Annotated in this window: 29 protein-coding genes; 20 read left to right on the top strand and 9 right to left on the bottom strand. The window is 61.2% G+C overall.

Annotated features, from left to right (window positions below; translation table 11 throughout):
• The first annotated feature begins 175 nt into the window (after window positions 1–175).
• From OU997_RS05230 to OU997_RS05175, 12 genes are read left to right on the top strand one after another with little or no spacing between them, the layout of a single operon-like run.
• Window positions 176–2,203 carry a phage tail tape measure protein gene (locus OU997_RS05230; RefSeq protein WP_267809311.1) on the top strand — a complete coding sequence of 676 codons (2,028 nt, stop codon included), beginning with the start codon at window positions 176–178 and terminating at the stop codon, window positions 2,201–2,203.
• A 42-nt stretch (window positions 2,204–2,245) separates the two neighbouring features.
• Window positions 2,246–2,752: a hypothetical protein gene (locus OU997_RS05225; protein ID WP_267809310.1), complete on the top strand. Its 507-nt coding sequence runs from the start codon at window positions 2,246–2,248 to the stop codon at window positions 2,750–2,752.
• Window positions 2,752–4,434: a hypothetical protein gene (locus OU997_RS05220; RefSeq protein WP_267809309.1), complete on the top strand. Its 1,683-nt coding sequence runs from the start codon at window positions 2,752–2,754 to the stop codon at window positions 4,432–4,434. Before OU997_RS05225 ends, OU997_RS05220 begins: the two co-directional genes overlap by 1 nt.
• 2 nt (window positions 4,435–4,436) lie before the next feature.
• Entirely contained in the window at window positions 4,437–4,871 is a 435-nt protein-coding gene (locus OU997_RS05215) for a hypothetical protein (protein WP_267809308.1), read from the top strand.
• Window positions 4,868–6,250, top strand: coding sequence for a hypothetical protein (locus tag OU997_RS05210; protein ID WP_267809307.1), 1,383 nt, complete (start codon window positions 4,868–4,870; stop codon window positions 6,248–6,250). Before OU997_RS05215 ends, OU997_RS05210 begins: the two co-directional genes overlap by 4 nt.
• Before the next feature lie 2 nt (window positions 6,251–6,252).
• Complete coding sequence (locus OU997_RS05205; protein WP_267809306.1) at window positions 6,253–7,008, top strand: hypothetical protein; 756 nt, start codon at window positions 6,253–6,255, stop codon at window positions 7,006–7,008.
• 25 nt (window positions 7,009–7,033) lie between these two features.
• A complete protein-coding gene (locus OU997_RS05200) occupies window positions 7,034–7,618 on the top strand; it encodes a hypothetical protein (RefSeq protein WP_267809305.1) in 585 nt (194 codons plus the stop codon).
• The gene (locus tag OU997_RS05195) at window positions 7,611–7,934 is read left to right on the top strand and encodes a hypothetical protein (protein ID WP_267809304.1); all 324 of its coding nucleotides are present in this window, start codon (window positions 7,611–7,613) and stop codon (window positions 7,932–7,934) included. Before OU997_RS05200 ends, OU997_RS05195 begins: the two co-directional genes overlap by 8 nt.
• Window positions 7,935–7,942: 8 nt before the next feature.
• Window positions 7,943–8,665 carry a head decoration protein gene (locus OU997_RS05190; protein ID WP_267809303.1) on the top strand — a complete coding sequence of 241 codons (723 nt, stop codon included), beginning with the start codon at window positions 7,943–7,945 and terminating at the stop codon, window positions 8,663–8,665.
• Window positions 8,662–9,207, top strand: coding sequence for a hypothetical protein (locus OU997_RS05185; RefSeq protein ID WP_267809302.1), 546 nt, complete (start codon window positions 8,662–8,664; stop codon window positions 9,205–9,207). The genes OU997_RS05190 and OU997_RS05185 overlap by 4 nt, the downstream gene beginning before the upstream one ends.
• A complete protein-coding gene (locus tag OU997_RS05180) occupies window positions 9,208–9,804 on the top strand; it encodes a hypothetical protein (protein ID WP_267809301.1) in 597 nt (198 codons plus the stop codon).
• Complete coding sequence (locus OU997_RS05175; protein ID WP_267809300.1) at window positions 9,804–10,244, top strand: hypothetical protein; 441 nt, start codon at window positions 9,804–9,806, stop codon at window positions 10,242–10,244. Before OU997_RS05180 ends, OU997_RS05175 begins: the two co-directional genes overlap by 1 nt.
• Before the next feature lie 287 nt (window positions 10,245–10,531).
• On the opposite strand, the gene OU997_RS05170 is transcribed toward OU997_RS05175, so the two are convergent.
• Entirely contained in the window at window positions 10,532–10,738 is a 207-nt protein-coding gene (locus OU997_RS05170; RefSeq protein ID WP_267809299.1) for a hypothetical protein, read from the bottom strand.
• Between the two features lie 55 nt (window positions 10,739–10,793).
• Between OU997_RS05170 and OU997_RS05165 the strand changes: the two genes are divergently transcribed.
• The 6 genes from OU997_RS05165 to trpC all read left to right on the top strand — a co-directional run bounded on the left by OU997_RS05165 (window position 10,794) and on the right by trpC (window position 14,756).
• Window positions 10,794–11,279: a glycoside hydrolase family 104 protein gene (locus OU997_RS05165; protein WP_267809298.1), complete on the top strand. Its 486-nt coding sequence runs from the start codon at window positions 10,794–10,796 to the stop codon at window positions 11,277–11,279.
• Window positions 11,276–11,761, top strand: a complete 486-nt coding sequence (locus OU997_RS05160; RefSeq protein ID WP_267809297.1) for a hypothetical protein — start codon at window positions 11,276–11,278, stop codon at window positions 11,759–11,761. Before OU997_RS05165 ends, OU997_RS05160 begins: the two co-directional genes overlap by 4 nt.
• Window positions 11,685–11,882, top strand: coding sequence for a hypothetical protein (locus OU997_RS20955; RefSeq protein WP_420713270.1), 198 nt, complete (start codon window positions 11,685–11,687; stop codon window positions 11,880–11,882). Before OU997_RS05160 ends, OU997_RS20955 begins: the two co-directional genes overlap by 77 nt.
• Before the next feature lie 398 nt (window positions 11,883–12,280).
• Window positions 12,281–12,877, top strand: coding sequence for an aminodeoxychorismate/anthranilate synthase component II (locus OU997_RS05155; protein ID WP_267809296.1), 597 nt, complete (start codon window positions 12,281–12,283; stop codon window positions 12,875–12,877).
• On the top strand, window positions 12,874–13,923 hold the full coding sequence (gene trpD, locus OU997_RS05150; RefSeq protein ID WP_267809295.1) for an anthranilate phosphoribosyltransferase: 1,050 nt from the start codon (window positions 12,874–12,876) through the stop codon (window positions 13,921–13,923). Before OU997_RS05155 ends, trpD begins: the two co-directional genes overlap by 4 nt.
• Window positions 13,920–14,756: an indole-3-glycerol phosphate synthase TrpC gene (gene trpC / locus OU997_RS05145; protein ID WP_267809294.1), complete on the top strand. Its 837-nt coding sequence runs from the start codon at window positions 13,920–13,922 to the stop codon at window positions 14,754–14,756. Before trpD ends, trpC begins: the two co-directional genes overlap by 4 nt.
• Window positions 14,757–14,825: 69 nt before the next feature.
• Here trpC and crp read toward each other — a convergent pair whose 3' ends face one another.
• A complete protein-coding gene (gene crp / locus OU997_RS05140; protein WP_108488573.1) occupies window positions 14,826–15,470 on the bottom strand; it encodes a cAMP-activated global transcriptional regulator CRP in 645 nt (214 codons plus the stop codon).
• Window positions 15,471–15,703: 233 nt separating this feature from the next.
• Between crp and OU997_RS05135 the strand changes: the two genes are divergently transcribed.
• Window positions 15,704–16,129 (top strand): OsmC family protein, encoded by a 426-nt coding sequence (locus OU997_RS05135; protein ID WP_108488574.1) that lies wholly within the window; start codon window positions 15,704–15,706, stop codon window positions 16,127–16,129.
• A 69-nt stretch (window positions 16,130–16,198) separates the two neighbouring features.
• Here OU997_RS05135 and coq7 read toward each other — a convergent pair whose 3' ends face one another.
• The 3 genes from coq7 to OU997_RS05120 form a co-directional block, all read right to left on the bottom strand.
• The gene (coq7, locus tag OU997_RS05130; RefSeq protein ID WP_108488575.1) at window positions 16,199–16,846 is read right to left on the bottom strand and encodes a 2-polyprenyl-3-methyl-6-methoxy-1,4-benzoquinone monooxygenase; all 648 of its coding nucleotides are present in this window, start codon (window positions 16,844–16,846) and stop codon (window positions 16,199–16,201) included.
• Window positions 16,847–16,939: 93 nt separating this feature from the next.
• A complete protein-coding gene (locus OU997_RS05125) occupies window positions 16,940–17,773 on the bottom strand; it encodes a formylglycine-generating enzyme family protein (RefSeq protein WP_267809293.1) in 834 nt (277 codons plus the stop codon).
• Window positions 17,758–18,096 (bottom strand): histidine triad nucleotide-binding protein, encoded by a 339-nt coding sequence (locus tag OU997_RS05120; RefSeq protein ID WP_108488577.1) that lies wholly within the window; start codon window positions 18,094–18,096, stop codon window positions 17,758–17,760. The genes OU997_RS05125 and OU997_RS05120 overlap by 16 nt, the downstream gene beginning before the upstream one ends.
• 55 nt (window positions 18,097–18,151) lie before the next feature.
• On the opposite strand from OU997_RS05120, the gene OU997_RS05115 reads away from it, so the two are divergent.
• Window positions 18,152–19,633, top strand: a complete 1,482-nt coding sequence (locus OU997_RS05115; RefSeq protein ID WP_267809292.1) for an AAA family ATPase — start codon at window positions 18,152–18,154, stop codon at window positions 19,631–19,633.
• Window positions 19,634–19,660: 27 nt separating this feature from the next.
• Here OU997_RS05115 and OU997_RS05110 read toward each other — a convergent pair whose 3' ends face one another.
• The 4 genes from OU997_RS05110 to OU997_RS05095 form a co-directional block, all read right to left on the bottom strand.
• Window positions 19,661–20,452, bottom strand: a complete 792-nt coding sequence (locus OU997_RS05110; protein WP_108488579.1) for an SDR family NAD(P)-dependent oxidoreductase — start codon at window positions 20,450–20,452, stop codon at window positions 19,661–19,663.
• A gap of 53 nt (window positions 20,453–20,505) precedes the next feature.
• On the bottom strand, window positions 20,506–21,450 hold the full coding sequence (locus OU997_RS05105; RefSeq protein WP_108488580.1) for a DUF805 domain-containing protein: 945 nt from the start codon (window positions 21,448–21,450) through the stop codon (window positions 20,506–20,508).
• Between the two features lie 108 nt (window positions 21,451–21,558).
• The gene (locus OU997_RS05100; protein WP_267809291.1) at window positions 21,559–22,824 is read right to left on the bottom strand and encodes an alanine racemase; all 1,266 of its coding nucleotides are present in this window, start codon (window positions 22,822–22,824) and stop codon (window positions 21,559–21,561) included.
• Complete coding sequence (locus OU997_RS05095) at window positions 22,821–23,783, bottom strand: NAD(P)H-dependent flavin oxidoreductase (RefSeq protein WP_108488582.1); 963 nt, start codon at window positions 23,781–23,783, stop codon at window positions 22,821–22,823. Before OU997_RS05095 ends, OU997_RS05100 begins: the two co-directional genes overlap by 4 nt.
• Between the last annotated feature and the right edge of the window lie 15 nt (window positions 23,784–23,798).

Raw genomic sequence — 23,798 nt, 5'->3', positions numbered from 1 at the left:
TTGCAGCCGGCCACAGTTTTGACGCGGTGGGCGGCTACACCTTTGACCAGGTTGAGCTGTTTCTGAAAGCGGTAGCCAGGCTGGATAAGGCCAATGCCCGCACAGCGATGATCGTAGCGCGCTCTGCTCAGGCCGATCAGAAAGGCTTCAAGAAGATGCTTAAGGGGTTCGACTGATGGCCGGCAAAGTTAAGACGCAGCTCATTATCGAGGGGAAAAACACCGCCCAAGGTGCGTTTGATCAGGGGGCTCGGCAGCTCAACACGTTCAGCTCGCAGGCCAAGGCTGCGGCGGGTGTCCTGGCGGGGGTGTTCTCTGTCAGTGTCTTGTCTGATTTTGTAAGGCAAAGCATTGATGCCGCCGATGCAGCAAAGAAGTCTGCGTCTGCTGTAGGCCTGGCGATCGAGGAATACACCGCGCTGCAGTACGCTGCCAAGTTGGCGGGCGTTGGCACGTCTGAGCTTGATGCCAGCCTCTCAAAATTCAACCGTACCATTGATGCTGCTGCAGGCGGCGGTAAGGCCCAGGCCGAGGCCTTTGATCGCATTGGCGTGTCAGTGCTGGATGCCGGCGGAAAGCTCAAGACCAGTGACCAGATACTGGCCGAGACAGCGGATAAGTTTCAGAGCATGCCGGACGGCATCCAGAAGTCGGCGCTTGCCATGGAGTTGTTTGGTCGCTCCGGCGCGAAGCTGATACCGCTGCTTAATGGTGGATCGGCCGGGCTCGAAGAGCTTCGCAAAGAGGCGGAAGCGCTCGGCGTAGTTATATCCACCGAGACGGCGGCGCAGGCAGAAGTCTTCAACGACAACATCTCCCGCCTTGGTGAAGCTAGTGCTGGTGCGGGTAATCAAATAGCGGCTGAGATGCTTCCTGCTTTGGTTGACGTCTCTGACCTGCTTGTTGATCTCAACAAGAATACTGAAGCATCTTCGATTTTTGCGAGCGTTCTAGCCGGTGCGCTCAAGGTTTTGGCCACGGCAGCAATTGTGGTTGGGGTGAGCTTTACCAGTACCGGCATCCTAATCGCTACAGCCGCTGCGGCAGCTGTTGCAGCAGCCAAAGGGGATTTTTCAGAAGCGCGCGAAATTCTGGCTGCTGGTCAGCGGGAGTATGTAGAGCAAACCGCTGCCGCGCTGACGCGAATCGGTACGCTCTGGTCTGACGCAGGTGAAGCGGCGGCCGCTACGGCGGTTGTGCAGAAAGAGCAGCAAGCCATCATGGCGGGTGACCTAAAACGCGCCACGGATGCAATGGGTGAGCAGCTCAAGCGGCAAGTCAAGGATGCTAAGGCTGCCCTGGCAGAGCGAGTAAAGGCTGAACGTGAGGCAGCCAAGCAGCTGGAGGAGGCTAAGCAGGCGCAGCTCGATACCGAAAAGCGCTATGCCGATGCGCTTGCTGGGCTTGGCACTGGTGCGGGTGATCCGTCATATGGCCAGGCCCAAGCGCTCAAGGTTGGCGCGCGAGAGGCGCTTGCCGGTGGTGATGTAGAGGGTGCCAAGAGGCAGGCTCAGGCCGCGCTCGAAGTGCTCAACAAACTGGGTGCGGCGGGCGAGAGCACCTATGGCTTTGAAGGGTTCATTCGCGAGCTGCAGGCGATTGAGAAATCTGCTGATCAGATCAACGTCGACAACGCGCAGGCTAGCCTCAGCAAGGCCGAGGAAGATGCCAAGCGGCTGAAAACCATTCTGGATGAGGCGACCAGCGCCAAGGTCAGTGTTGAGCTGCCGCCCGCTGAAGTGGAGCGTATCAAGGGTGTTATGCAGGCGCTTGCTGCAGAGATCAGTCAGGGCATGGTTATCACTCCGACGGTTGCGCTTCCTAAGGCAGGCGAGGCTGATGCTGAGGGCTATGTATTCGTCCCGAACATACCGACACCCCCCGGCTTCGCCAAAGGCACCAACAGCGCCCCGCCCGGAATGGCCTGGGTGGGTGAGCAAGGCCCGGAGCTGGTGAACTTCGGTGGCGGTGAGCAGGTGCTTACGGCTGCTGCCTCGCAAAACCTGATGGCGCGTATGGCCGGGCTGAGCATTCCCGATCTGAGCGCAGGGCTAGGCGAAACGGCGGCCAGTGCAGCACCTGCAATGCCAAACCTTGGCCGCATTGTTTTCGAGCGGGACGGCCAGCAGGCAATCCTTTATGCCGAGGCGGGTGAGGCACTGAACCTGCGAAGACTAGCCAACAAGTTTGGCCACAAAAAATAGCAGCCCGCCCCGTGCGGGCTTTTTTACGCCTGGAGTTTCCCAATGGCCGCACCTTTGATGCTGGGCAATATCGAGATTTTGCCGCATGCCGGTGCCCCCGAGCTTGGCGACGATGTGATCGGCGGCAGTTCAATCCTGCGCATGAGCAACGGTGACGGGCTCAAGATGACACGCTGGGAAAAGCTGGCGTTCACCATCAGCGCTGAAGGTCTGGTCCCGCCTGCCCTGGACGGGCTGAACTACAAAGAGCCGCTGGAGTTTCGCAGCAACCAGGTATCCAGCATGCAGCGCACTGACCGTGTTTTCACGCTGGTCAGTACGCCGCGCCCGGACTACGCCCCTTGGGGTTATGCGCTGGTTGGTGATCAGCTGCAGCGTGCCCCTGTTTCGGTGGTGGGCAACGTGGTCACTGTTGCTGATGTGCCGGGCGCGCGCTTGTACCAGGTGTGGTGGTTCCCGGTTTACTCGGTGATCGCCAAGCGCCCGACCAAAAGCCAATCTCCGACTAGCCGCCGTTGGGGCTGGTCCCTCGCGATGGAAGAAGCCTAATGCTAATCAATGGAGGCCCGCTCAACGGTGCGCCGTTGAATGGCGGGATTGCAGGCGGTGCTGCGCCGCCTGTGTACGTGGTTGCGGGCACCGGTTACCTCTGGCGCGAGCGGGTGCTGGTGGGTGGTACCGACATCAGCGACCAGCTGGTTGAGGGTTGGGACTCTGACCGGGAAGAGGGCGCGGCTGGTGTTGGCAGTATCGCCTTCTACCTGCCGCCTGGCCCGGTTACGCCCAGTGATTGGGTGGGCCGCGATGTCACCATCGACTACATCAGCACCAGTGCTGGGCTGACGACCGAGGATCGGGTGTTGACCGGCAAGGTGGTCACGCCGACTTGGGACCCTAGCTCGCGCGTGATGGTCTGCGAGTTGAGCGACCAGCTGCAGCAGCGGACGGAGGCCATGTCCATTGCCGAGATCGATGCGCTGACCGAGGGCGACTGGTCAGCTGATGTGTTCGATCCGGTTGAGGGGCGTAGCCGTTGGGAGTACGCCCAGGAACGGATGAGCACGCGCACCGCCAGCCTGGACTGTTCAGCCTACGGCGTGCCGCGCGTTACCAGCTGGTACGCGGCCGCGCCCGCGTTTGTATTCGGCCCCGGCCAGGTGCTGGATGGTACGCAGGGCTTTGAGCCTGTCGACCTGTCCCGTATGACCAACAAGGTGGTGATCGAGGCTGACTACCGCTACGCCCGGCTACGGCAGCGCAATGAGTACTTCAGCTGGGTCGGCGGTGGGTTCTGCGATTGGTACTTCAGCAACTCGAAAGAGCTGCCCACCGTCGAGATGGTTCAAGAGGCGGTGTCCAGTGCCGGCGGCAACCTGCTTGCCGGATACACGTGGGACTTGCTTCCACCCACCAGCCCCAACCCGTGCTTGATCGGCGTGCCATGGATCAACAGCTACGGAGATGAGGAGCTGCTGCTTTCGGCCAGCTTTGGTATGGGCCGGCGCTGGGCGCAAAGCGTGACTGAGCGCAATGTGCTGAGCGTTGAGGTGCCCACCAGTATTGCAGCTGCCGGCGCAGTTATTGAGCGCACGGGCGGCGCCCTTGAGATTGAAAGCCTGCTGGCCGAGACCTGGGGCGATACGCCGTTTACGGATGGGTTCAGCAGCCACACGGATGAGCGGGACGAACCACGGCGCGTGCTTTACCTGGTGGTGCAGTTGCTCCAAGGCGTGGCGATTGTGGTGCGGTCGCACCGTGGCACCACGGTGACCTGGCAGGTGCCCGCCAGCATGGCCATGGGCATCGACCTGACTCACACGCTGGAGCTGAATGACCTGATCCGCGCGCGCGGGAAGTGTGTGCGGATTGCGACGCGGGCTGACTACCAGGCCGGCACCGCAATCACCACGCTGACCATCGCCATCATGCGGGGCGGTGGTGATGTGGCAGATCCGCTGACGCCGCCGGCCTCGGTGGATGAGCCGCAGCCGCCACCGATTCCCACTCCGACCATCCTGCCGACCCAGCTTGGCAAGCGGCCAACATCGCCACCTTATGACGATGAGCTGCCGGGCTTCGCTGGCAATTACAGCGTGGGCGTGGGCATCGAGTACCCGCGCCGCTTCGATATCGATGCGGCCGAGATAGCCGCCGAGCAGCGTGATGAGCTGGTGGTGCCGATTGAGCGCATCTACCGGGTGCCGATCCCCAATGACCTGCTGGAGCTTTAGCCATGCCCACGCTTGCAGAGCAGCGCGCCGCGATCAGCGCAGGGGTTAACAGAACACGGGCCGCCACGGGCGCGGATGAGCGCCGCGCTACCGGCAAACGTATCGAGGCCGAGCGGCGTGGTACGTCAGTGGTTGAGGACATCAACCGTCTGATCACCCCGGTTCGGCAGCGGCGCACGCTGCGTAGCGTTGCCCCGGTCGGGGCGGTGCCCGTTACGCGGGGGCGCGGTAACTATGTGCCGCCACCTCCTCGGGGTGGGGGCGGCATGGCCAGCCCGCTCACCGAGCAGGACTACGCGGCCCGCGCATTCCATGCGCCTCGGTATCTGGAAACTAGCGATGGCCTCTTCACCCTGGAGCTACTGCCGCCGGCCAAGATCGTGATGACCGATGCGGACGGTGTTAACCATGATTTCAACTACGCGGCGCCACCATGATCGATGAGTTCTCGCTGAATTTTGGCCAGGTGCATATCTGGGGCTGGCCCTGGCATGGGCTCATCAGCCGAGCCAGTAGCTTTTCACCCAGCACGCTGCAGCTGCCCAATGGCATCCAGCGTGATCACGACATGCCCGAGCAGCCCTGGTACACCTACCGGCTAAAGGTGCCCGGCGTGGCGGAAGTTACGCGCACAGCGGAGCAAGTGGCCGCTGACCTGGCGCTGGGTATGCAGTGGCGCAACGAAGCAATTTTGTGTGGCAGCGGTTACCAGATGTACGGCAAAGACCTGGGCGGGTGGATCTACTGCGCCCCGGACGGCTCGCGCTGGATCATCAACCGTCAGGCCCGCACCGCCACCCGTATGGGCGCCATTGGCAAACCTGCTGATGTGCGCGCCCTGACGGTGAACATGCCGGCGGACAACGGGCAAGCCACCCCAGTGGTGAGTTTTGGCAGCGGCCCGGTGTTCGTGGTGATTGATGAGATGCCTTCGGACATTTCACCGGACGGTCGCCGCGCCATCCTTATGCAGTACTGCAACGACCCCGCTTATAGCCCCGGCGAGCGGCGCATACCGCTGGGCTTCTTGCTGGCAGAAGTGAGCGGCGGCCTGACCACGCCGTTTGCCCTTAACGTCACGGTGCTGCACAACCGGGCAGCCACCCTCGGGCTCAGCGCCTATGAGGACGCCATGACCGTGACCAATGACGCCTTTGGCACCCCCACTTCAGCGACGGGTTATGAGGTGCATGAATACACCGGGCGCATCTGGGCGGCCTGGTTTGATACTGAGGGTGGCTCCCAAACCTGCACCCTTGATCGGCGCTACCGCTTTCAGCAGGAATCCCCCCTGAGCGGCGCCTCGGGCTATCAGCACTTTACCCATCGCTGGCGGCTCAAGGTGGGTGGCGCGATTCGGGTGGAAGCCGAGCTGCAAAGCGAGTTTCAGTCCGCGCAGACCGGCAGCTTTAGCGGCGTTGGCACCCTCAACGGGGAAACAATCTACAACCAGACGATAGGCGGCTACCTGAAAGCCGAGCCGAAGGCCGGGCCCGGTGATGTGCTGAATCAGGTGATGTCGCGCAACTACACCTTGAGCGTCAACGCGGGTGACAGGATCGACCTGCTGCCGTTTGGCAACAACCTGTTGGCGTTCTACGTGCGGCTCACCGGTACCGGCAGCCCACAGCCTCAGCACCGTTACATCGGGGGCGCTACCCCGGTGGGTGTCGTGGCATTCAACACCACGGTTCTTGGCCCTGTTGAATCCAGCCCGCAGCGCAACGCACTGTATGGTCCGGCCTCATACGGCGCCTTAAACCCGGTTACCCGAGAATACGTTGCCCCCTCGGCGACCCCAATTGGTTGGACGTGATCATGCCTAAACGCCTGTTTCTGGATAACTGGACCGCCTTTCTTGAGGCGCCAGTCAGCGCTGCTGCTACAGCCCTGAGCGTTGGCGCCGCATTGGCCTCACGCTTCACCGGGTTAGGCAGTGGCGATTTCTACCCTGTGACGCTTTCACGTATTGAAACGGTAGACGGCCAACTGCGCGAAACCGCCTGGGAGGTGGTTCACGTCACCGCGAAGGCGGGCGGTGTTCTCACCGTTCTGCGCGCTCAGGAAGGCACCGCGGCTTTGGCTTGGTTGCAGGGCGATATGGTCAGTGTGCGCCTCACCCGTGCCGCGCTCACCGAGATATACGCCCGGCTTGCTGCTGTAGAGGCGGCCATACCTCCGGCGCCTACGGTCAGCGTGTTTAACCTCGGCCTGCTGGTCAAAGGGTCGATCTTTGGCAGCTTGGGCTGGGAATCGACGGGTGAAAACACCGGGGCAAGTGTTACCCCCTCTGGCTTGGCATTCGGGGGTGACATTGGCACCGTGCCGCTGCGTGGCATCTTTATCCAGCCGGGCATTGATGATGCTCCGGGCAGCTTCTACCTCAAGATCGCGCGTGAGTTTACGGGCGCGCAGTTGGTGAGCATTGCCGTCCAGGGCATCGGTACATTCAGTGGTGCGGGTGCCGAGTTCTTTGAGGCCTCCGGCGGTTTGTCTACCTGGACCTGGCCAATGCCTCCGCACAACTGGGCAGACGGCGTAACGCGCGCCCTCACGCTTACCTTCGAACTCTAAGCCCACCATAACGGAGTAGCCAGCCATGCAGCCGGCCCGCCTAGACCTGCGCATCATTCAGGGTGCCACCCTGCGCAAACCGCTGCTGCTGATGCAGCCGGTGTACCGCTACAAGCCGATCACCACCATCCAAGCCAGGGCACCGCTGTTGCTGACCGTGGAGGCGCATGACCTTAACGGGGAGTGGCCAATCTGGATTGAGGGCGTAATCGGTTGGAGTGAGCTGAGCCGCGACAAAACCCGCCAGCCCTTCCACCTGGCCAAGGTGGTAGACGCAAACACCCTGGAGCTGAATGCCTTCAATGGCACCGGCCGCAACGCCACTGGCGGCATGGTGGTTTACCAGCCACCTGTAGACCTAACCGGTTGCACTGCCCGCATGTTCATCCGTGATGCCGCCAGCGAACTGCTGCTGGAGTTGACCGCCGAGAATGATCGGCTGGTTATCGCGGCCCCTGGCCGCTTGATCATCACCCTCACTGCCGCTGAAACCGCCGCCATCACCTGGGCGCAAGGCCGCTATGACCTTGAGTTGACGATGAGCAATGGCGACGTCACCCGCTGGGCCGAGGGCGAGGTGGTGGTGAGCCGGGAGGTTACCCATGACTAGCTGCCCGCGCGTGCTGGTAACAGCCGAAGCTTTTGCGCTGGTGGTTGAGCCTGAGCAGGCGCCGGTTGTCTTAGTGGCGACGGGTGAGCAGGGGCCGCCAGGCCGGCCAGGCACCAACGGCGGCGAGACATTTCAGTTTGAACAGGCCACCCCATCGCCAGTGTGGACGGTCCCCCACAACTTGCAGCGCAGGCCCAGCGTCATGGTCACCGACCTTGCCGGCAATGCCGTGATCTCCGATATCCGCTACGTCGACGACAACATCATCCAAATCACGCACGGTCGGCCAGTTTCCGGCTTCGCCTACTGCAACTAGGAGCGCCCATGAAAATCACAAACCACCTAAACGCCGATGGCTTCCGGGTTCAGAACCTGGCCGACGCACTCAACCCGCAGGATGCTGTAACCAAGGCCCAGCTTGAGGCTGCTGTGCAGGGCTGGAAGTGGAAGGAGCCTGTGCGCGCATCCAGCACGGCCAACATCACGCTCTCTGGTGCGCAAACCATTGACGGCGTTAGCGTTGTAGCCGGTGACCGGGTGTTGGTTAAAAACCAAAGTTCGGCGGCCGCTAATGGCATTTACATTGCAGCCACTGGCGCATGGTCTCGATCTGCAGACTTTGATGCAGGCTCAGAGGTGGTTGGGGCAACTGTCTTTGTTTCTGAGGGAACTGCGAATGGCAACAGTCAGTGGAATATGACCACTGATGGCCCGATCACTATTGGTACCACTTCACTGGTATGGGTGCAGGTGGGTGGTGGCTCGAGCTACACCGCAGGAGCTGGCATCAACATCAGCAGTGGGGTGATCTCGATTGATGCGGCCGTGGTTGCCCGCAAGGTTAGCGCCACCATCGGCGACGGCAGCGCCACGACCATTTCAGTCACCCACAACCTCAACAGCCGGGACCTGATCGTGAGCGTGAAGGAAGTGTCGAGCAATGCCGGTGTTATTGCTGATTGGGTAGCCAACACCGACAACACCGTGCAGATCACATTTGGCACTGCCCCGACGACAGGACAGTACCGGGTCATGGTGGTGGCATGAGGCACGTAGGCCTGCGGAGTGATGCCAAAGACATTGTTTCGCAGGAGCAAGTTGATGTTTGGGCGCTCATCCCTATCGGCTCTCCATTCCCACTCTGGACTCACCTCGCCGGTGTGACGGCGCCGCCTACCGACAACGCTAACTATCGCTACATCAAGCTGACAGCCAGCGACAGCTATAACACGGGGGTTCTTACCGGCGAGTCAGTCAGTGGCTCAGCGCCGCAAGTACAGGCCACTGCGGTGATCAATGATCCTGGCAGCCCGATAAATGGGCAGACGATTCGCCTGATCAATACTGAACGGCGGGTACTCCGGGCTGGGCAGAGCGGGGTAGTGGAGGCTGACGATATTGCCAGCCATGCCCACACCGTAAATGTGAGTGCCTACAGTGGCACTCCGGGCACCTACAACTCTCGGCTCAGCGGTGGTTTTAACACTGATCTTTATCCAGCTTCCGGATTCTTCGGCATTAACAACAGTGGTGGTAGTGAAACCCGTGCCAAAAACATTGGTGCTGATTTCTACGTGAGGATTCGATAAATGCCCTATGCAGCAGAAGGCCGCATCAGTCGTGAACCGATTGAGGGCGGCCTGGAAGTCACCGAAGAACAATATGCGCAGGGCTTGGCCGGTATGCTTAAGGGGCAGGTGGTCAGCATTCAGGGCGGCTTCAGCGTTGCGCCTGTACCCGCTCCTGCGCCTGAACCTGACCCAACACCAGATCAACAATTGGCACGGCGGTTGATCACCAACAACATCGAGTATGAGCGCGCCACCCTCGCTGTTACCGCCGGTTACCCGCAACTGGAAAAGGACACCTGGCCAACCCAGGACAAAGAGTCAAAGGCATGGCTGGCCGACCCTGATAACGCGCTGACGCCTTGGATTGATCGTGCGGCGCTTACTCGGGGAATTGACCGTGTGGAGTACCTGCGGCGCACGCTGGCCAAGGCTCAGCAGTTTGAGATGGTCAGCTCCTACCTCACCGGTACACGGCAGAAGTATGAAGACCAGATCAAGGCCGGCGCCGATCCGGTGCTGGATTACACAATCCCTGGCAACCTCTACGCTGAAATGCAGGCGCAGGCCCTGTTGATCATGACTACCAATGCAGCGGAGCTGCAGGAGCTTTTATGATGCCGGTACAACTTGCGCTGTACAAAGGCAAAGGCCAGCTGGGCAATGCTGCCATCCGATGGTGGACTGGCAGCCCATACAGTCACTGTGAGCTGGTGGTGGACGGCTGGTGCTACTCCAGCTCAGTGATGGATAAGGGCGTGCGCCGCAAGCGGGTAGGGCCGGGTGCTGATGAAATCAGCCTGGGCGAAGATCACTGGGATCAAATCGAACTGCCGTGGGCAGAAGGCGCCGCAATCGTCCGCTACTTCGAAGCCACCGACAGCGACGTGTACGGTTGGCCATCACTGATTGCCAGTCAGGTTTTCAACCGCAATCGCCCGACCGAGCATGCGGCGTTCTGCTCCGAATGGTGCGCCCGGGCACTGAGTCTGCCGGCGCCATCGATCTATAACCCAGGCACGCTCGGCGAGCTTTGCGCTTGGCTTTCCACCCGCTGAAGCAGTGCTACGCTTGAAAAGCCAATGACGGCACCCCGCAAAAGGAACCTGCGATGAAGAAGAGGCGTTACGTTGAAATAGTCTTGAAGTACTTGGCCATCAGCGCGTTCGGGATATCAATGTTCTTTTTTGGGCTTCTCAATAACCCCAACAAACCCACTCTGGTGATGGAAGTCAGCGAGTGCGTTGCGCCTGAAGACGTGGCCCCGGTCACCGAGCTATAGCCTGTAGTACCCCAGATCATTACAAGCCCGCCCAGTGCGGGCTTTTTGTTGGGGTGCGATTCCCTAAACCAGGGAATACAGGCGCTCGGCTTCCTGCTGCAGGCGTTCAGAGATCGCGCGGATCTCGGCATATACCGCCACTCGTTCTTCCGCCGTTAACGGTTCATCAGCCAGGTCGGCCGGGGTTAGCTCGTACTCGGCCAGGGCCTCAGCGGCAAACCGGTTGGCCAATGCTTTTGCCAGCACCTTGCTGGGGAATTTGCTGCTCATAACAACCTCGATCAAATCGTCCGCGCGGAGCGGGCTTTAAAAACCGGAGTATCTCATGGCTCGAATCACAGCTGCCCAAGCGGGCGGCCCGAACGTGCTCGCCTTTCTGGATATGCTCGCCTGGAGCGAAGGCACCGACCGACCCGGCCAGTCGACCCGCGAACAGGGTTATGACGTGATCGTGGGGGGAGGGTTGTTCGCCGGCTATGCCGATCATCCGCGCAAGTTGATCCCGCTGCCAAAGCTCGGCATCAAGTCGACAGCCGCGGGCCGCTACCAGCTGTTGTCGCGCTACTACGATGCCTACAAGCGGCAGCTGGGGGTGCCGGATTTCAGCCCTCTCAGCCAAGACAAAATCGCAATCCAGCAGATCCGCGAGCGGCGAGCGCTGCCTGATATCCAGGCCGGCCGCATTGCTGAGGCCATCGCCAAATGCCGGAACATCTGGGCCAGCCTTCCAGGGGCGGGCTATGGCCAGCATGAGCACGCGCTGGATGACCTGATTGATCACTACCTGGCAGCTGGCGGGGTGTTGGCATGAGCGTTCTCGATCTGATCCCTGCGCCACTGCGCATGTGGGTGTTGCTCAGTCTGCTGGCTGCGTTGGTGGCCGGCGCGGCCGGGGCCACCTGGTGGGCAATCAGCCCACGTATCGAGTTGCAAGCCACTCGCGCTGATCGTGCCGAACAGGATCTGGCCGGCGAGCGTGAGCTGACTGCCCTGCAGGCGCGGGTGCTGGAAGCGCAGCAGGCCAGCTTTGCCCGGCTGGACGGGGTAGAGCAGCGCATGCAGCAGCTCGGCCAAACCCTGCAGCGCAACGCTGCCGACCATAACCGCGCCCTTGAGGAGCTGAAACGCAATGACCAAACGATTGCTGATTATCTGGCTGAGCCTGTGCCTGCTCGCCTCGGGCTGCTCTACGTCCGCCCCGAAACCACCGACCCCGCTGCCTACGTTGCCCCACCAGCCGTGCAACCTGGTGCCGTGCCGCCTACCGGCCCGGCCGCCACTACTGGTGAATGACCACTGGCGCCAGGCGCTCGATGAGTCGGACGCTGCCTTGGTGAGTTGTGCGGCGCAGGTGGTGCGGTGCATTGAACGAGATCGGGTGCAGCTGCCTGCCTCTATTCCACCAGCAAACTAATTGGCCCAGTGCCGCAGGATTATCTGCGGCACTGGGCCTTTTTTTGTGCCTGGGATATCTCCCCGATGGTCTTGCCGTCCGCCGATCAGGGGGCCGGGCCTATCATGTGATGATATTGCACCGTGTAACTCGCTGGGCTAATGTGCCGGCATAGCAACGCGAGACCTTCCTTGTGATATTCAGCAGCACCCTTCTGATGCGAGTCATCAAAGCCCACGCCCGCTGGCGTTGGCGCGCCTGATACCCCCTCGTTCTGGCCTTGCCAGACGCTTTAGTGTTGCCCTGAAACAGACCGCCAATTGATCAATACCCAGCTGCACAAATAGCGGGTATATAAGCGGGTACGGTTTTCGGGGTCTAGAAGATAAGCGCAGTAAAATCAAAGGGTTAGAACTAAAATGCTGCTGATGATCGATAACTACGACTCCTTCACCTACAACGTGGTGCAGTACCTCGGCGAACTGGGGGCTGACGTGCACGTGATCCGCAACGACGAGCTGTCGATTGCCGAAATTGAGGCGCTGCAGCCTGAGCGCATCGTGGTTTCGCCCGGCCCGTGTACGCCGACCGAAGCCGGGGTGTCCATCGAGGCCATCCTGCACTTTGCCGGCAAGCTGCCGATTCTCGGCGTGTGCCTGGGCCACCAGAGTATTGGGCAAGCTTTTGGCGGTGATGTGGTGCGTGCCCGTCAGGTGATGCACGGCAAGACCAGTCCGGTGTTCCACCGCGATCTGGGCGTCTTCGCCGGCCTGAACAACCCGCTGACGGTCACCCGCTATCATTCCCTGGTGGTCAAGCGCGAAACCTTGCCGGACTGCCTGGAAATCACCGCCTGGACGCAGCACGAGGACGGTTCGGTGGATGAGATCATGGGCCTGCGCCACAAGACCCTGCATGTTGAGGGCGTGCAGTTCCACCCGGAGTCGATTCTCACCGAACAGGGCCACGAGCTGTTTGCCAACTTCCTCAAACAACAAGTAGGCCTGCGCGGATGAATATCAAGGAAGCCCTCAACCGGGTGGTCAATCAACTCGACCTGAGCACCGAAGAAATGCAGGACGTCATGCGCGAGATCATGACGGGCCAGTGCACGGATGCGCAGATCGGCGCCTTTCTGATGGGCATGCGCATGAAGAGCGAGACCATCGACGAGATCGTCGGTGCCGTTTCGGTCATGCGTGAGCTGGCCAGCCATGTGCACTTGCAGACCCTCGATCATGTGGTCGATGTGGTCGGCACCGGCGGCGATGGTGCGAACATCTTCAACGTCTCCACGGCGGCAAGCTTTGTGGTTGCGGCTGCAGGCGGCAAGGTGGCCAAACACGGCAATCGGGCCGTTTCTGGCAAGAGCGGCAGTGCTGACCTACTGGAGACTGCAGGGATCTACCTGAGTCTGACGCCCGAGCAGGTGGCGCGCTGTATCGAGGGCGTCGGCGTCGGCTTCATGTTTGCCCAGGTGCATCACTCGGCGATGAAATATGCCGCCGTGCCACGTCGTGAGCTGGGCCTGCGTACCCTCTTTAATATGCTTGGCCCGCTGACCAATCCGGCCGGGGTCAAGCATCAGGTGGTGGGCGTGTTCAGCCAGGCACTGTGCCGGCCGCTGGCCGAGGTGCTCAAGCGTCTGGGCAGTCAGCACATCCTGGTGGTGCATTCGCGCGATGGCCTGGATGAGTTCAGCCTGGCGTCGGCGACTCATGTCGCCGAATTGAAGGATGGGCTCATCACCGAATACGACGTGCTGCCGGAAGACCTCGGGCTGAAGAGCCAGAGTTTGGTCGGCCTGGCGGTGGAAAGCCCGGAGGCCTCGTTGGCACTCATTCGTGATGCCCTGACGAAGCGCAAGACCGAAGCCGGGCAGAAAGCGGCCGACATGATTGCCCTGAATGCCGGTGCGGCGCTGTATGCAGCGGACCTGGCGAGCAGCCTCAAGCAAGGCGTGCAGCTGGCCCATGACGCCTTGCACACCGGCCTGGCCTGGGAAAAATTGCAGGAGTTGGTGTCCTTTACCGCTGTATTCAAAGAGGAGAATGCCGGGTGAGTATTCCAACCGTTCTGGAGAAGATTCTCGCGCGCAAGGCAGAAGAAGTCGCCGCGCGCCGCGCCGTTGTCTCACTGGCCGAGCTTGAACAGCAAGCCCGCACTGCCGATCCGGTGCGCGGTTTTGCCGAGGCACTGATCAGCCAGGCCAAGCGTAAGCAGCCGGCGGTGATCGCTGAAATCAAGAAGGCCTCACCGAGCAAGGGCGTGTTGCGCGAGCATTTCGTGCCGGCCGAGATTGCCCAGAGCTATCAGAGCGGCGGCGCCACCTGCCTGTCAGTGCTCACCGATATCGACTTCTTTCAGGGCGCGGATCGTTACCTGCAGGAAGCCCGTGCCGCCTGCACGCTGCCGGTGATTCGCAAGGATTTCATGATCGATCCGTACCAGATCGTTGAAGCCCGCGCCCTGGGCGCTGACTGCGTGCTATTGATCGTCTCGGCCCTGGGAGACGCGCAAATGGCTGAGTTGGCTGCCACGGCCAAGGCATTCGGCCTCGATGTGCTGGTGGAGGTGCACGACGGCGAGGAGCTGGAGCGGGCGCTGAAAACCCTGGATACGCCGCTGGTGGGGATCAACAACCGCAACCTGCACACCTTTGAGCTGAGCCTGGAAACCACTCTCGACCTGCTGCCACGGATTCCGCGTGACCGCCTGGTGGTGACCGAGAGCGGCATCCTCAACCGTGCCGATGTCGAGCTGATGGAAATCAGCGAGGTGTACGCCTTTCTGGTCGGTGAGGCGTTTATGCGTGCCGACAATCCGGGGGCCGAGCTGGAGCGCCTGTTCTTCCCTGGGCGCAAGCGGGTGATCGCCTCTCCTGATGTGGAATGAATCCATCGCACAATAAAAAAGCCGGCGCATGCGTCGGCTTTTTTATGTCTGCAGTCTTCCGCGGGTGGCTTAGCGCGTGCCGAACACCACCATGGTCTTGCCTTTGACGCTGACCAGGCCCTGTTCTTCCAGGGCTTTGAGGACACGCCCCACCATCTCGCGCGAGCAACCGACGATGCGGCCGATCTCCTGACGGGTGATCTTGATCTGCATGCCGTCGGGATGGGTCATGGCGTCAGGCTGCTTGCACAGATCGAGCAGGGTACGCGCGACGCGGCCGGTGACGTCCAAGAAGGCCAGGTCGCCGACCTTGCGCGTGGTGTTGCGCAGGCGCTCAGCCATCTGGCTGCCCAGGGCATAGAGAATGTCCGGGTCCTGTTGGGTGAGTTCGCGAAACTTGGCGTAGCTCAGCTCCGCCACTTCGCACTCGGTCTTGGCACGCACCCAGGCGCTGCGTTCTTTTTCGGCCCCGTCCTTTTCGAACAGGCCCATTTCGCCGAAGAAATCCCCGGCATTAAGGTAAGCGATGATCATTTCCCGACCATCATCGTCTTCGATCAGGATGGTGACCGAACCTTTGACGATGAAGAACAGCGTTTCACAGCGATCGCCTGCATAGATAATGGTGCTCTTGGCGGTGTAGCGGCGGCGGTGGCAATGCGCGAGAAGCTTGTCGAGATTTTTTATTTTAGGTGTAAGGGTAATAGCTACCATGCCCGAATCCCGAATTTATAAAGGTAAGCCGTTGTGCGGCTGAAGTTCTAATAATAGTTATCTCTACAAGTGTGCCAGTAAATCGCTATCTGCTTAACCACCAGTCCAATACTAGGTGTTGTTTTGCGACCTGGCTAACACTCAGCGGCGAGCTTTTGGCTCTCTTGGCACTCAAAGAGGTTGTCGCGGTGCTGTGCTAAGCTGCCTCCCTTTTTAACAGCGGAGCCCAAGTAATGAAAGCGCGTATTCAGTGGGCCGGCGAAGCCCTGTTTATCGGAGAGTCGGGCAGCGGCCATGCGGTGGTAATGGATGGCCCGCCAGAGAGCGGTGGGCGCAACCTGGGTGTGCGCCCTATGGAGATGGTGCTGATCGGCCTCGGTGGTTGCAGTAACTTCGATGTAGTCAGCATCCTGAAAAAATCCCGCCAGGCGGTAGAGAGTTGTGAGGCCTTTCTGGAAGCTGAGCGCGCTACGGAAGAACCCAAGGTGTTTACCAAAATTCATCTGCATTTTGTGGTCAAGGGGCGCGGTCTGAAGGACGCTCAGGTCAAGCGTGCAGTCGAGTTATCGGCGGAGAAGTACTGCTCGGCCTCGATCATGCTGGGTCGCGGCGGCGTCGCGATCACCCACGACTACGAGATTGTCGAGCTGGGCGAGTAAGCGGTTGCAGATACCTCGTGACATGAAAAAGGGCACCTCGGTGCCCTTTTCTGTGCCTGCGATTCAGTTCTATACGCGGTAGGTGGTGCTGGTCATTACCTTGGCCAGCAGGCTCATGCCGAACTTCACCGGTGCCGGGAAGCGCAAGCCACCAGCGTCCAGTGCGTTGCAGGCATGTTGCTCTTCATCGACACGCATCTGCTCGAGAATCGCACGGGATTTCTGGTCTTCCTGCGGGATCTGCTGCAAGTGATCGTCCAGGTGTTTGACCACTTGATCTTCAGTGGCGGCAACAAAGCCCAGGCTGACCTTGTCGCTGATCAGACCAGCCGCAGCGCCGACACCGAACGACAAGCCGTAGAACAGTGGATTGAGGATGCTCGGTTGGCTGCCCAGCTGACGGATGCGTTGTTCGCACCAGGCCAGGTGATCGATTTCTTCATCGGCGGCATGCTCCATCGCCTGACGTACCTGCGGCAGCTTGGCGGTTAGCGCCTGGCCCTGATACAGCGCCTGGGCGCAGACTTCACCGGTATGGTTGATGCGCATCAGCCCGGCCACATGCTGGGCTTGGCGCTCGTCCAGTTCGGCCTCCGGCTGCACGATAGCCGGTGATGGCCGTGCCGGCTGGCCGCTGAATGGCAGCAGGGTGCGCAAGGCAGCATCGGCTTGCAGCAGCAGGCGATCAACAGGTGAGAAGTGACGTTCGCTGGCCATAGGGACCTCCTGCGATGATTACGGCGCTCAGTTTACTCCACGCGCGGGAGAAGGTCTGTTGACGTTTCGTCGCAGCCTGGCTGCGCTTCGGCCTCAGGGCAGTTCGCGCAGCACGCGAAAACCCAGGGCGTAGTCCTTGTGTTGTGGCTGCTTCATGTCGCGCTGGCTGCTGCGCAGGTAGCTCGGGCCGCTGTTCCAGGCGCCGCCGCGGACCACCCGCGGGCTCTGATCCATCAAACCGGCGCGGTGCTGTTCGCTGCCGTCGAAAGGGCTGGCGAAGCGCGAGGCGGTCCACTCCCAGACATTGCCGGCGGTGTCATGCAGGCCGAAGGCATTGGCAGCGAACTGGCCGACACGCTCGGTCTTGCTCTGAATCAGGCGCGAAGTGGCACAGCCACGGCAATGCGCGCGCGGTCGGTTTTCCGGGCTGTCTAGCTGTTCGCCCCACCAGTAGTAGCTGGTGCTGCCGGCGCGCGCGGCGTATTCCCATTCAGCCTCGGTGGGCAGGCGGTAGCGCTGCCCGGTGACCTTCGACAGCCACTGGCTGTAAGCCGCAGCCTGGTGCCATGACACATGGATCACCGGCCGCTGCGCCGACAGCCCCCAGCCCTCGTTGTCCGGCATTGCCGTGGCGGTGGCTTCGGCGTAGTGCTGCCAGTCGGCGAAGCTCACTTCATAGCGGCCGATGGCGAAGGATTGGTTGATCTCAATCGGCGTCAGTGGCCGCTCGTTATGGTTGCCACGGCCGCTGTGGTCACCCAGCAGATAGCGCCCGGCCGGCACCACAACCAGCTGTGGTCCTTGCTGGCCCTGTGGCAATACGTCGTTAAATACGCTGCCAACCGTATGCGCCTGCGTTGGATTGCCAATCAGCAGGGCGAGCATGCTCAGCGCGCCGAGTAATGCGCGATTCAACCCGGTGGCCATGTCATCTGCCGCTGACCCAGTACATGCATATGGATGTGATGCACCGTCTGGCCGCCCAGATCATTGCAATTCATCACCACGCGAAAGCCTTCTTCACAGCCGTGCTCTTGGGCCAGGCGCTGGGCGGTAAAGAGGATATGCCCGGCCAGCGGCGTGTCAGCGGTGCTCAGATCATTGAGGGTGCTGATGTGTTTTTTCGGGATAACCAGAAAGTGCACCGGAGCCTGTGGACCGATATCGTGAAAGGCCACCACCTGATCATCTTCATAAAGCTTGCGCGCTGGTACCTCACCAGCGACGATCTTGCAAAACAGACAGTCCATGACAGTCCCCCCGGTCACTCAAAAGAGGGCCGAGTTTAGTAGACAAGGAGTGCGGGTGAAAAACGATATTCATGATCTGGGCCTGGTGTTGGATTCCAAGACCAAGCTGGTGCTGATCGAATCCTGGGACGAGCCGCGGGTGCTGGAAACCCTGACCGGGCTCGCCGTACGCCGTGGCCTTGGCTTGCAGGTGTGGTCGGTAACCGAGGGTTTGCAGCGTGTGGGCTATTCCATTCAGGAACCGGTCGACAGTGCCACCCTGGAGCCGGAAACCGCGCTGCGTCTGATCAAGGCGGATACGCAGCCGACACTGTATGTGCTGTGCGATCTGCATCCGTTTCTTGAGGACAACCCCAAGCTGGTGCGCCTGCTCAAGGAAATCGCTATGAGTGAGGACCCCAGCAAGCCGACGCTGGTGCTGGTGTCTCATGCCTGCAAGTTGCCGCCAGAGGTGCAGCGATACGCCTCACGCTTTAGCCTGTCTCTGCCTTCCGAGGAGGAGTTGCTGGCCATCGTACGCGAGGAAGCCACCGGCTGGAGTGCGCGCAACCGCAATGCCCGCGTGCGTACCGATAACCGCACCTTGCAGCAGGTAGTGAAGAACCTGCGTGGCCTTAGCCACGCCGAAGCGCGGGCGCTGGCGCGCAATGTGATCTGCGATGACGGGGCAATCACTCAGGAAGACCTGCCGGAACTGAACAAGACCAAGTTCAGCTTGCTTGACCTCGATGGCGTGCTGAGTTTCGAGTACGACACCGCGCGATTCGCTGAAGTCGGTGGGTTGAACAATCTCAAGCGTTGGCTGGGGGAGCGGCAGGGCATCTTCCTCGAAGGTAAAGGTGTCGATCTGCCCAAAGGCGTGCTGCTGGTGGGGGTGCAGGGCGGCGGCAAGAGTCTCGCCGCTAAGGCTATCGCGGGTCTGTGGGGCTTGCCCCTACTGCGTCTGGATTTTGCCTGCCTGTACAACAAGTTTTTTGGCGAGACCGAGCGTAACCTGCGTGAAGCCCTCAAGCTTGCCGAGCAGATGGCTCCCTGTGTGCTGTGGATGGACGAGATCGAGAAGGGCCTGGCCAGCGGTGATCACGATGGTGGCGTCAGCCAGCGCGTACTGGGCACTCTGCTGACCTGGATGGCCGAGCGCAAGGCTCCGGTATTTATGGTGGCCACCGCCAACGTGATTTCCCGGCTACCGCCGGAGCTGGTGCGCAAGGGGCGCTTCGATGAGCTGTTCTTTGTCGATTTGCCGGACGCGGCGGTGCGTGCCGAAATCTTCCGTATCCACTTGGCGCGGCGCGAGCTTGAAGTTGCGGGTTTCGATTTGACGCAACTGGCGGCGGCCTGCGAAGGGTTTTCCGGTGCGGAGATTGAGCAGGCGGTGGTCAGCGCCCTCTATGCATCGCAAGCCCAGCAACAGACGGTCACCCAGGCCTTGCTGCTGCAGAGTATCCAGGGGACGGCGCCACTGTCGGTGGTGATGGCCGAAGACCTTGCCGCTCTACGTGCCTGGGCGGATGGACGCACGGTCAACGCGGGCTAATGGCTCGTGAAGCTCGGTAAACCAGTTTTAGATTGGCTTGCCGAACTGGCGATTCATTCGTGCGCTGATTCGCCGGACCAGCCAGCGCGGTCCTAATCGAGGGCTGAGAGCAATCAGGCGATTGCGCCAGCCTGGGATGATGATTGCGCGGTTTTTCTCCAGGGCCTTAACAGTGATCAGCGCCACTTCTTCGCAGCTCATCATCAGCTTGCTGCCTTGCAGGGCTTTGACGTCCATGCTGGCTGTGCGGAAGAACGCACTGCGAGTGGGGCCCGGACACAGCACGGAAACTTTCACCCCGTCCGCTTTCAGCTCCTCGCGCAGGCCTTCGGAGAAATGCAGCACATAGGCCTTGCTGGCGTAGTAGTTGCTCATGCCTGGGCCTGGCTGAAACCCGGCAACCGAGGCCACGTTGAGAATCTGGCCGCTGCCCTGGCCGGCCATGATGCTGCCGATGGCGTGGCACAGACGCGCCAGAGCCAGGATATTCAGTTCGATCAGTTGCTGTTCGCGGGCCCAGTCCTGGGCCACGTAGGCGCCAGAGCTGCCGATACCAGCGTTGTTTACCAGCAAATCGATAGTGCGTTCGCCTTGCTCCAGCTCATGCAGCAGGCCGCTGACCTGCAGCGGCTGGCTGAGGTCGCAGACGCGAAATAGCACCTCCACGGAGAAGCGTTGAGTCAGCTCGCAGGCAATGCTTTCCAGCGCATCGCGTTGACGTGCCACCAGAATCAGATTGCGGCCACGCCGGGCCAGGGCCTCGGCCAGGGCCAGGCCAATGCCACTGGAGGCTCCGGTGATAAGCGCGTAACGGGTCATAGGACTCTCCGGGATGGGGCCTTTCGACCCCACGCACCGTGCAAGGTTGCGTTTTAGAGCGCGGCGTCTGCATAGCCCATATAGGCGGGCAGGGCGATGGCTGCGACGATGCCAAGGATGATCATCGCAATCCACAGCAGGGCGAGGACTTTTACCGCCTTGCTGTTGGGCGGTGGCGGTGGGCCGAAGCGGTTAGCCTCGGTGCTGCCGGGGATGATGAACATCAGCAGCGAGAACACCCCGCCGACAACCGGCACTAGGGTGACCAGCAGCAACCAGCCAGACCAGCCGATGTCATGCAGCCGCTGCACGCCGAACATGATGCCAACCACCGCCACGGCGATGCCCACTACCACCATCAGCAGACCGCCAAGAATCTCCGATGCGGCGAAGAAACCACCGGCGATGCCGAATAATGGCAAGCAGGCCAGCATCAGCACCATTGACCAGGCCAGGTAGCGCAAACGGCCGATTCGCCCGTCGGTGGTAAAGACTTTTAGCTCGCCGAACTCCGGCAAGGCTTCAGCCACTGCAGCTTTAGGCGTGGCGTAGGGCGTGGTTGCTGCGCTGAGCACTTCTGGCGGGTTCTCAGCGAGCATGGCCTGACGGGCGATGAATTTCTCGATAACGATGCCGCATGCCGAGCATTCGATGGCTTTGCTTTGCTGGTGACCGCACTTTGGGCATGTCATCAGTACGTTGCTTTCGGCTTCGCTGCTTTCCGTACGATGGTCATCGGTTTCCACCAGGCTCAGGCTGGCGGCCAGATCCTGTTCCTTGCGCACTTTGGCGCCGGCACTTTGCAAGGCTTTGAGGTACTGGTCGGCCTCGTTCTCGCTAAGGTCGCGTTTAATATCGACCGGTTTGCCGATGAACAGCGAGTTGATCCGGGTCAGGTCGCTCTTGAACAGCCGAGCAAGGTTTTCCTTGGTGGTTTCCAGGCTTGCGTCCGGCATCAACTCGCCGTTGAACACAATCTTGTAGCGGGCTTGGGTCATGTCGGCGTCCTTGTCGGTGCCAGGATGGAGTTGCGCTACAGACTAGCCGGCCTGCAGGCCAGTAAACAAGCCGCTTTGCCTGCAAATATGTGCATCCCTAGAGATGCTTCACGCTCTGCCGTGCGCTGCCCAGCTGCCCACTAGACGGCCGTTGCGCAGCAGTACGAGTTGGTTGAACAGTTCGAACAGCACCTCCGAACGGTGCGGGTGGAGGAATACCCAGTCATCGACCTGCAGACCTGTGTTGTGTGAGCCGATTAGCCGCTCCTGGTTGGCGCTGCGACCATACAGGCGGTCATAGCTCAGCCCGGCAGGAGAGACCGGGGTGGCTGGCCACTGTCCGCCATACAGGTAGTAGGCCTGCTGACGGTTACGATCCCAGCGTTGCATCAAGGGCTGCGCCGAGGCGAGAAACGGCAACTGCCCAGGCAGTGCCTTGAGCACCGGGCTGGCGATCCACAAGGCCGCCTGCAGGCCGTCGAGCAAGGGGCTGTCAAAATCGCTGGGTTTGAGTAACGCGGAGCCTACCGCCACCTCATTCAATGGTGTGGCGAGGCGCGTGTGCAAGGTATAGGTCAGGCTTCCGGCACCATTGAGCAGCGGTTGCGCCGGCCATAACTCGCTAAAGGCGGCGGCACTGGCAATAAACGCCTGGTAACGCGCTGCGCTTTGGGCAAAGGCGTTGTCTTGATCCACCCAGGCGGGCGTATGGGCCAGGTGCGCGTCATAGCCCATCAGGCCGCGAACGCGCAGCCGGTTGGGTGTGTTACGCAGCCAGGTGAGCGCTGCAGCGAGTTCGGCGGGTGTGGCAAAGCCGCCACGGGCCAGGCCGATGTCGATTTCAAAGGCAATCTGCAGCGGTTGGTCGAGCGCGTTGGCCAGGGCGGCGTATTCCTGCAAGCGGTTCTGGCTGTCGATCAGCCACGTCAGTTGCTCGGCGGGGACAAAGCCGCTGCCCTGCGGCAGTTGCTGGTAGAAACTCAGAGCCGCTGCGCTGGGCAAGGGCTTGCCGAGCAGCAGGTCGGACCGCGGGAAGTTCAGCGCGAGCTGATTGATCTGTGGCTGGTGGAAGACCATAAAACGCTGCGTGCCGAGCTTCTTCGCCAGGTACTCAAGCAAGCCGGTGGTGGCCAGTGATTTGGCTACCAGGCGCAGCGGCAGTTGGCTGCCGAGCTGCTCAGCCAGCCGCTCGGCATTCTGATCCAGGCGTGCGAGGTCAATCACCAGCAGGGGAATACCGCGGCCCTCACGGCGCAGCAACTGGTTAAGTGCCGCGAAGTAGGGCGCGTGCGGCTGGCCAAGGTCGCTCGGGCGCAGCGCCCAGCCGGCCAGCAGCCCGAACGCGCCGATGCTGAGCAGGCTGCGTCGCTTCATCGCGGCCAGCGTTGTTGCAGCTGCAGGCTGTGCGTGAGGGCGGCGCGGTATTCGCTGTCGAGGCGGGCGATCAACTGCTCGACGCTGGGCAGGTCGTGGATATTGCCGACGCCCTGCCCGGCCGACCACACGGTTTTCCAGGCCTTGGCTTCTTCGTCCATGGGTTTGAGTTTCTCGCCGTAATTGACTTCGCCTTTGTTCTGCAGCTGTTTGAGGTCGTAACCCGCCTGCTCCAGGCTCTGGCGCATAAAGCTCGCCGGGACGCCGGAGACGGCGGGGGTGTGAATGATGTCGGCGGCTTTGGCGTCGAGGATCATCTGCTTGTACGCAGCGGAAGCGGCGTTTTCCTGGGTGGCGATCAGGCGGGTGCCGAGGTAGGCAAGGTCGGCGCCAAGCAGTTGCGCAGCCAGTACTTCGTGGCCCTGATTGAGGCAGCCGGCGAGGAGCAGGGTCTTGTCGAAGAACTGGCGGATTTCCGCGATCAGCGCGAACGGGCTCCAGGTACCGGCGTGTCCGCCTGCGCCGGCAGCGACTGCGATCAGCCCATCGACGCCGGCTTCGGCGGCTTTCTCGGCATGCCGGCGGGTGGTCACGTCGTGGAACACCAGGCCGCCGTAGCTGTGCACCGCGTCCACCACCTCTTTCACTGCACCGAGGCTGGTGATCACGATCGGTACACGCTGTTCGACGCAGATCGCCAGGTCCGCCTGCAGGCGCGGGTTGCTGCCGTGCACGATCAGGTTGACCGCATAAGGCGCGGCTTTGCTGTCCAGCCCCGCTTCGATCTCCTCCAGCCAGCCTTTGAAGCCGCTGCTCTCACGCTGGTTCAGCGCGGGGAAGCTACCGACGATGCCGTTGTTGCAGCAGGCCAGCACCAGTTGCGGGTTGGACACCAGAAACATCGGTGCGGCGACGACGGGCAGGCGCAGGCGTTGTTCGAGCAGGGCGGGCAGTGACATGCAGTAATCCTCTTG

Origin of the sequence: Pseudomonas sp. SL4(2022), from assembly GCF_026625725.1 — a bacterium.
GTDB lineage: Bacteria > Pseudomonadota > Gammaproteobacteria > Pseudomonadales > Pseudomonadaceae > Aquipseudomonas.
The sequence above is the reverse complement of the archived record's forward strand: the minus strand, read 5'-3'. Positions and strand labels throughout refer to the sequence as shown.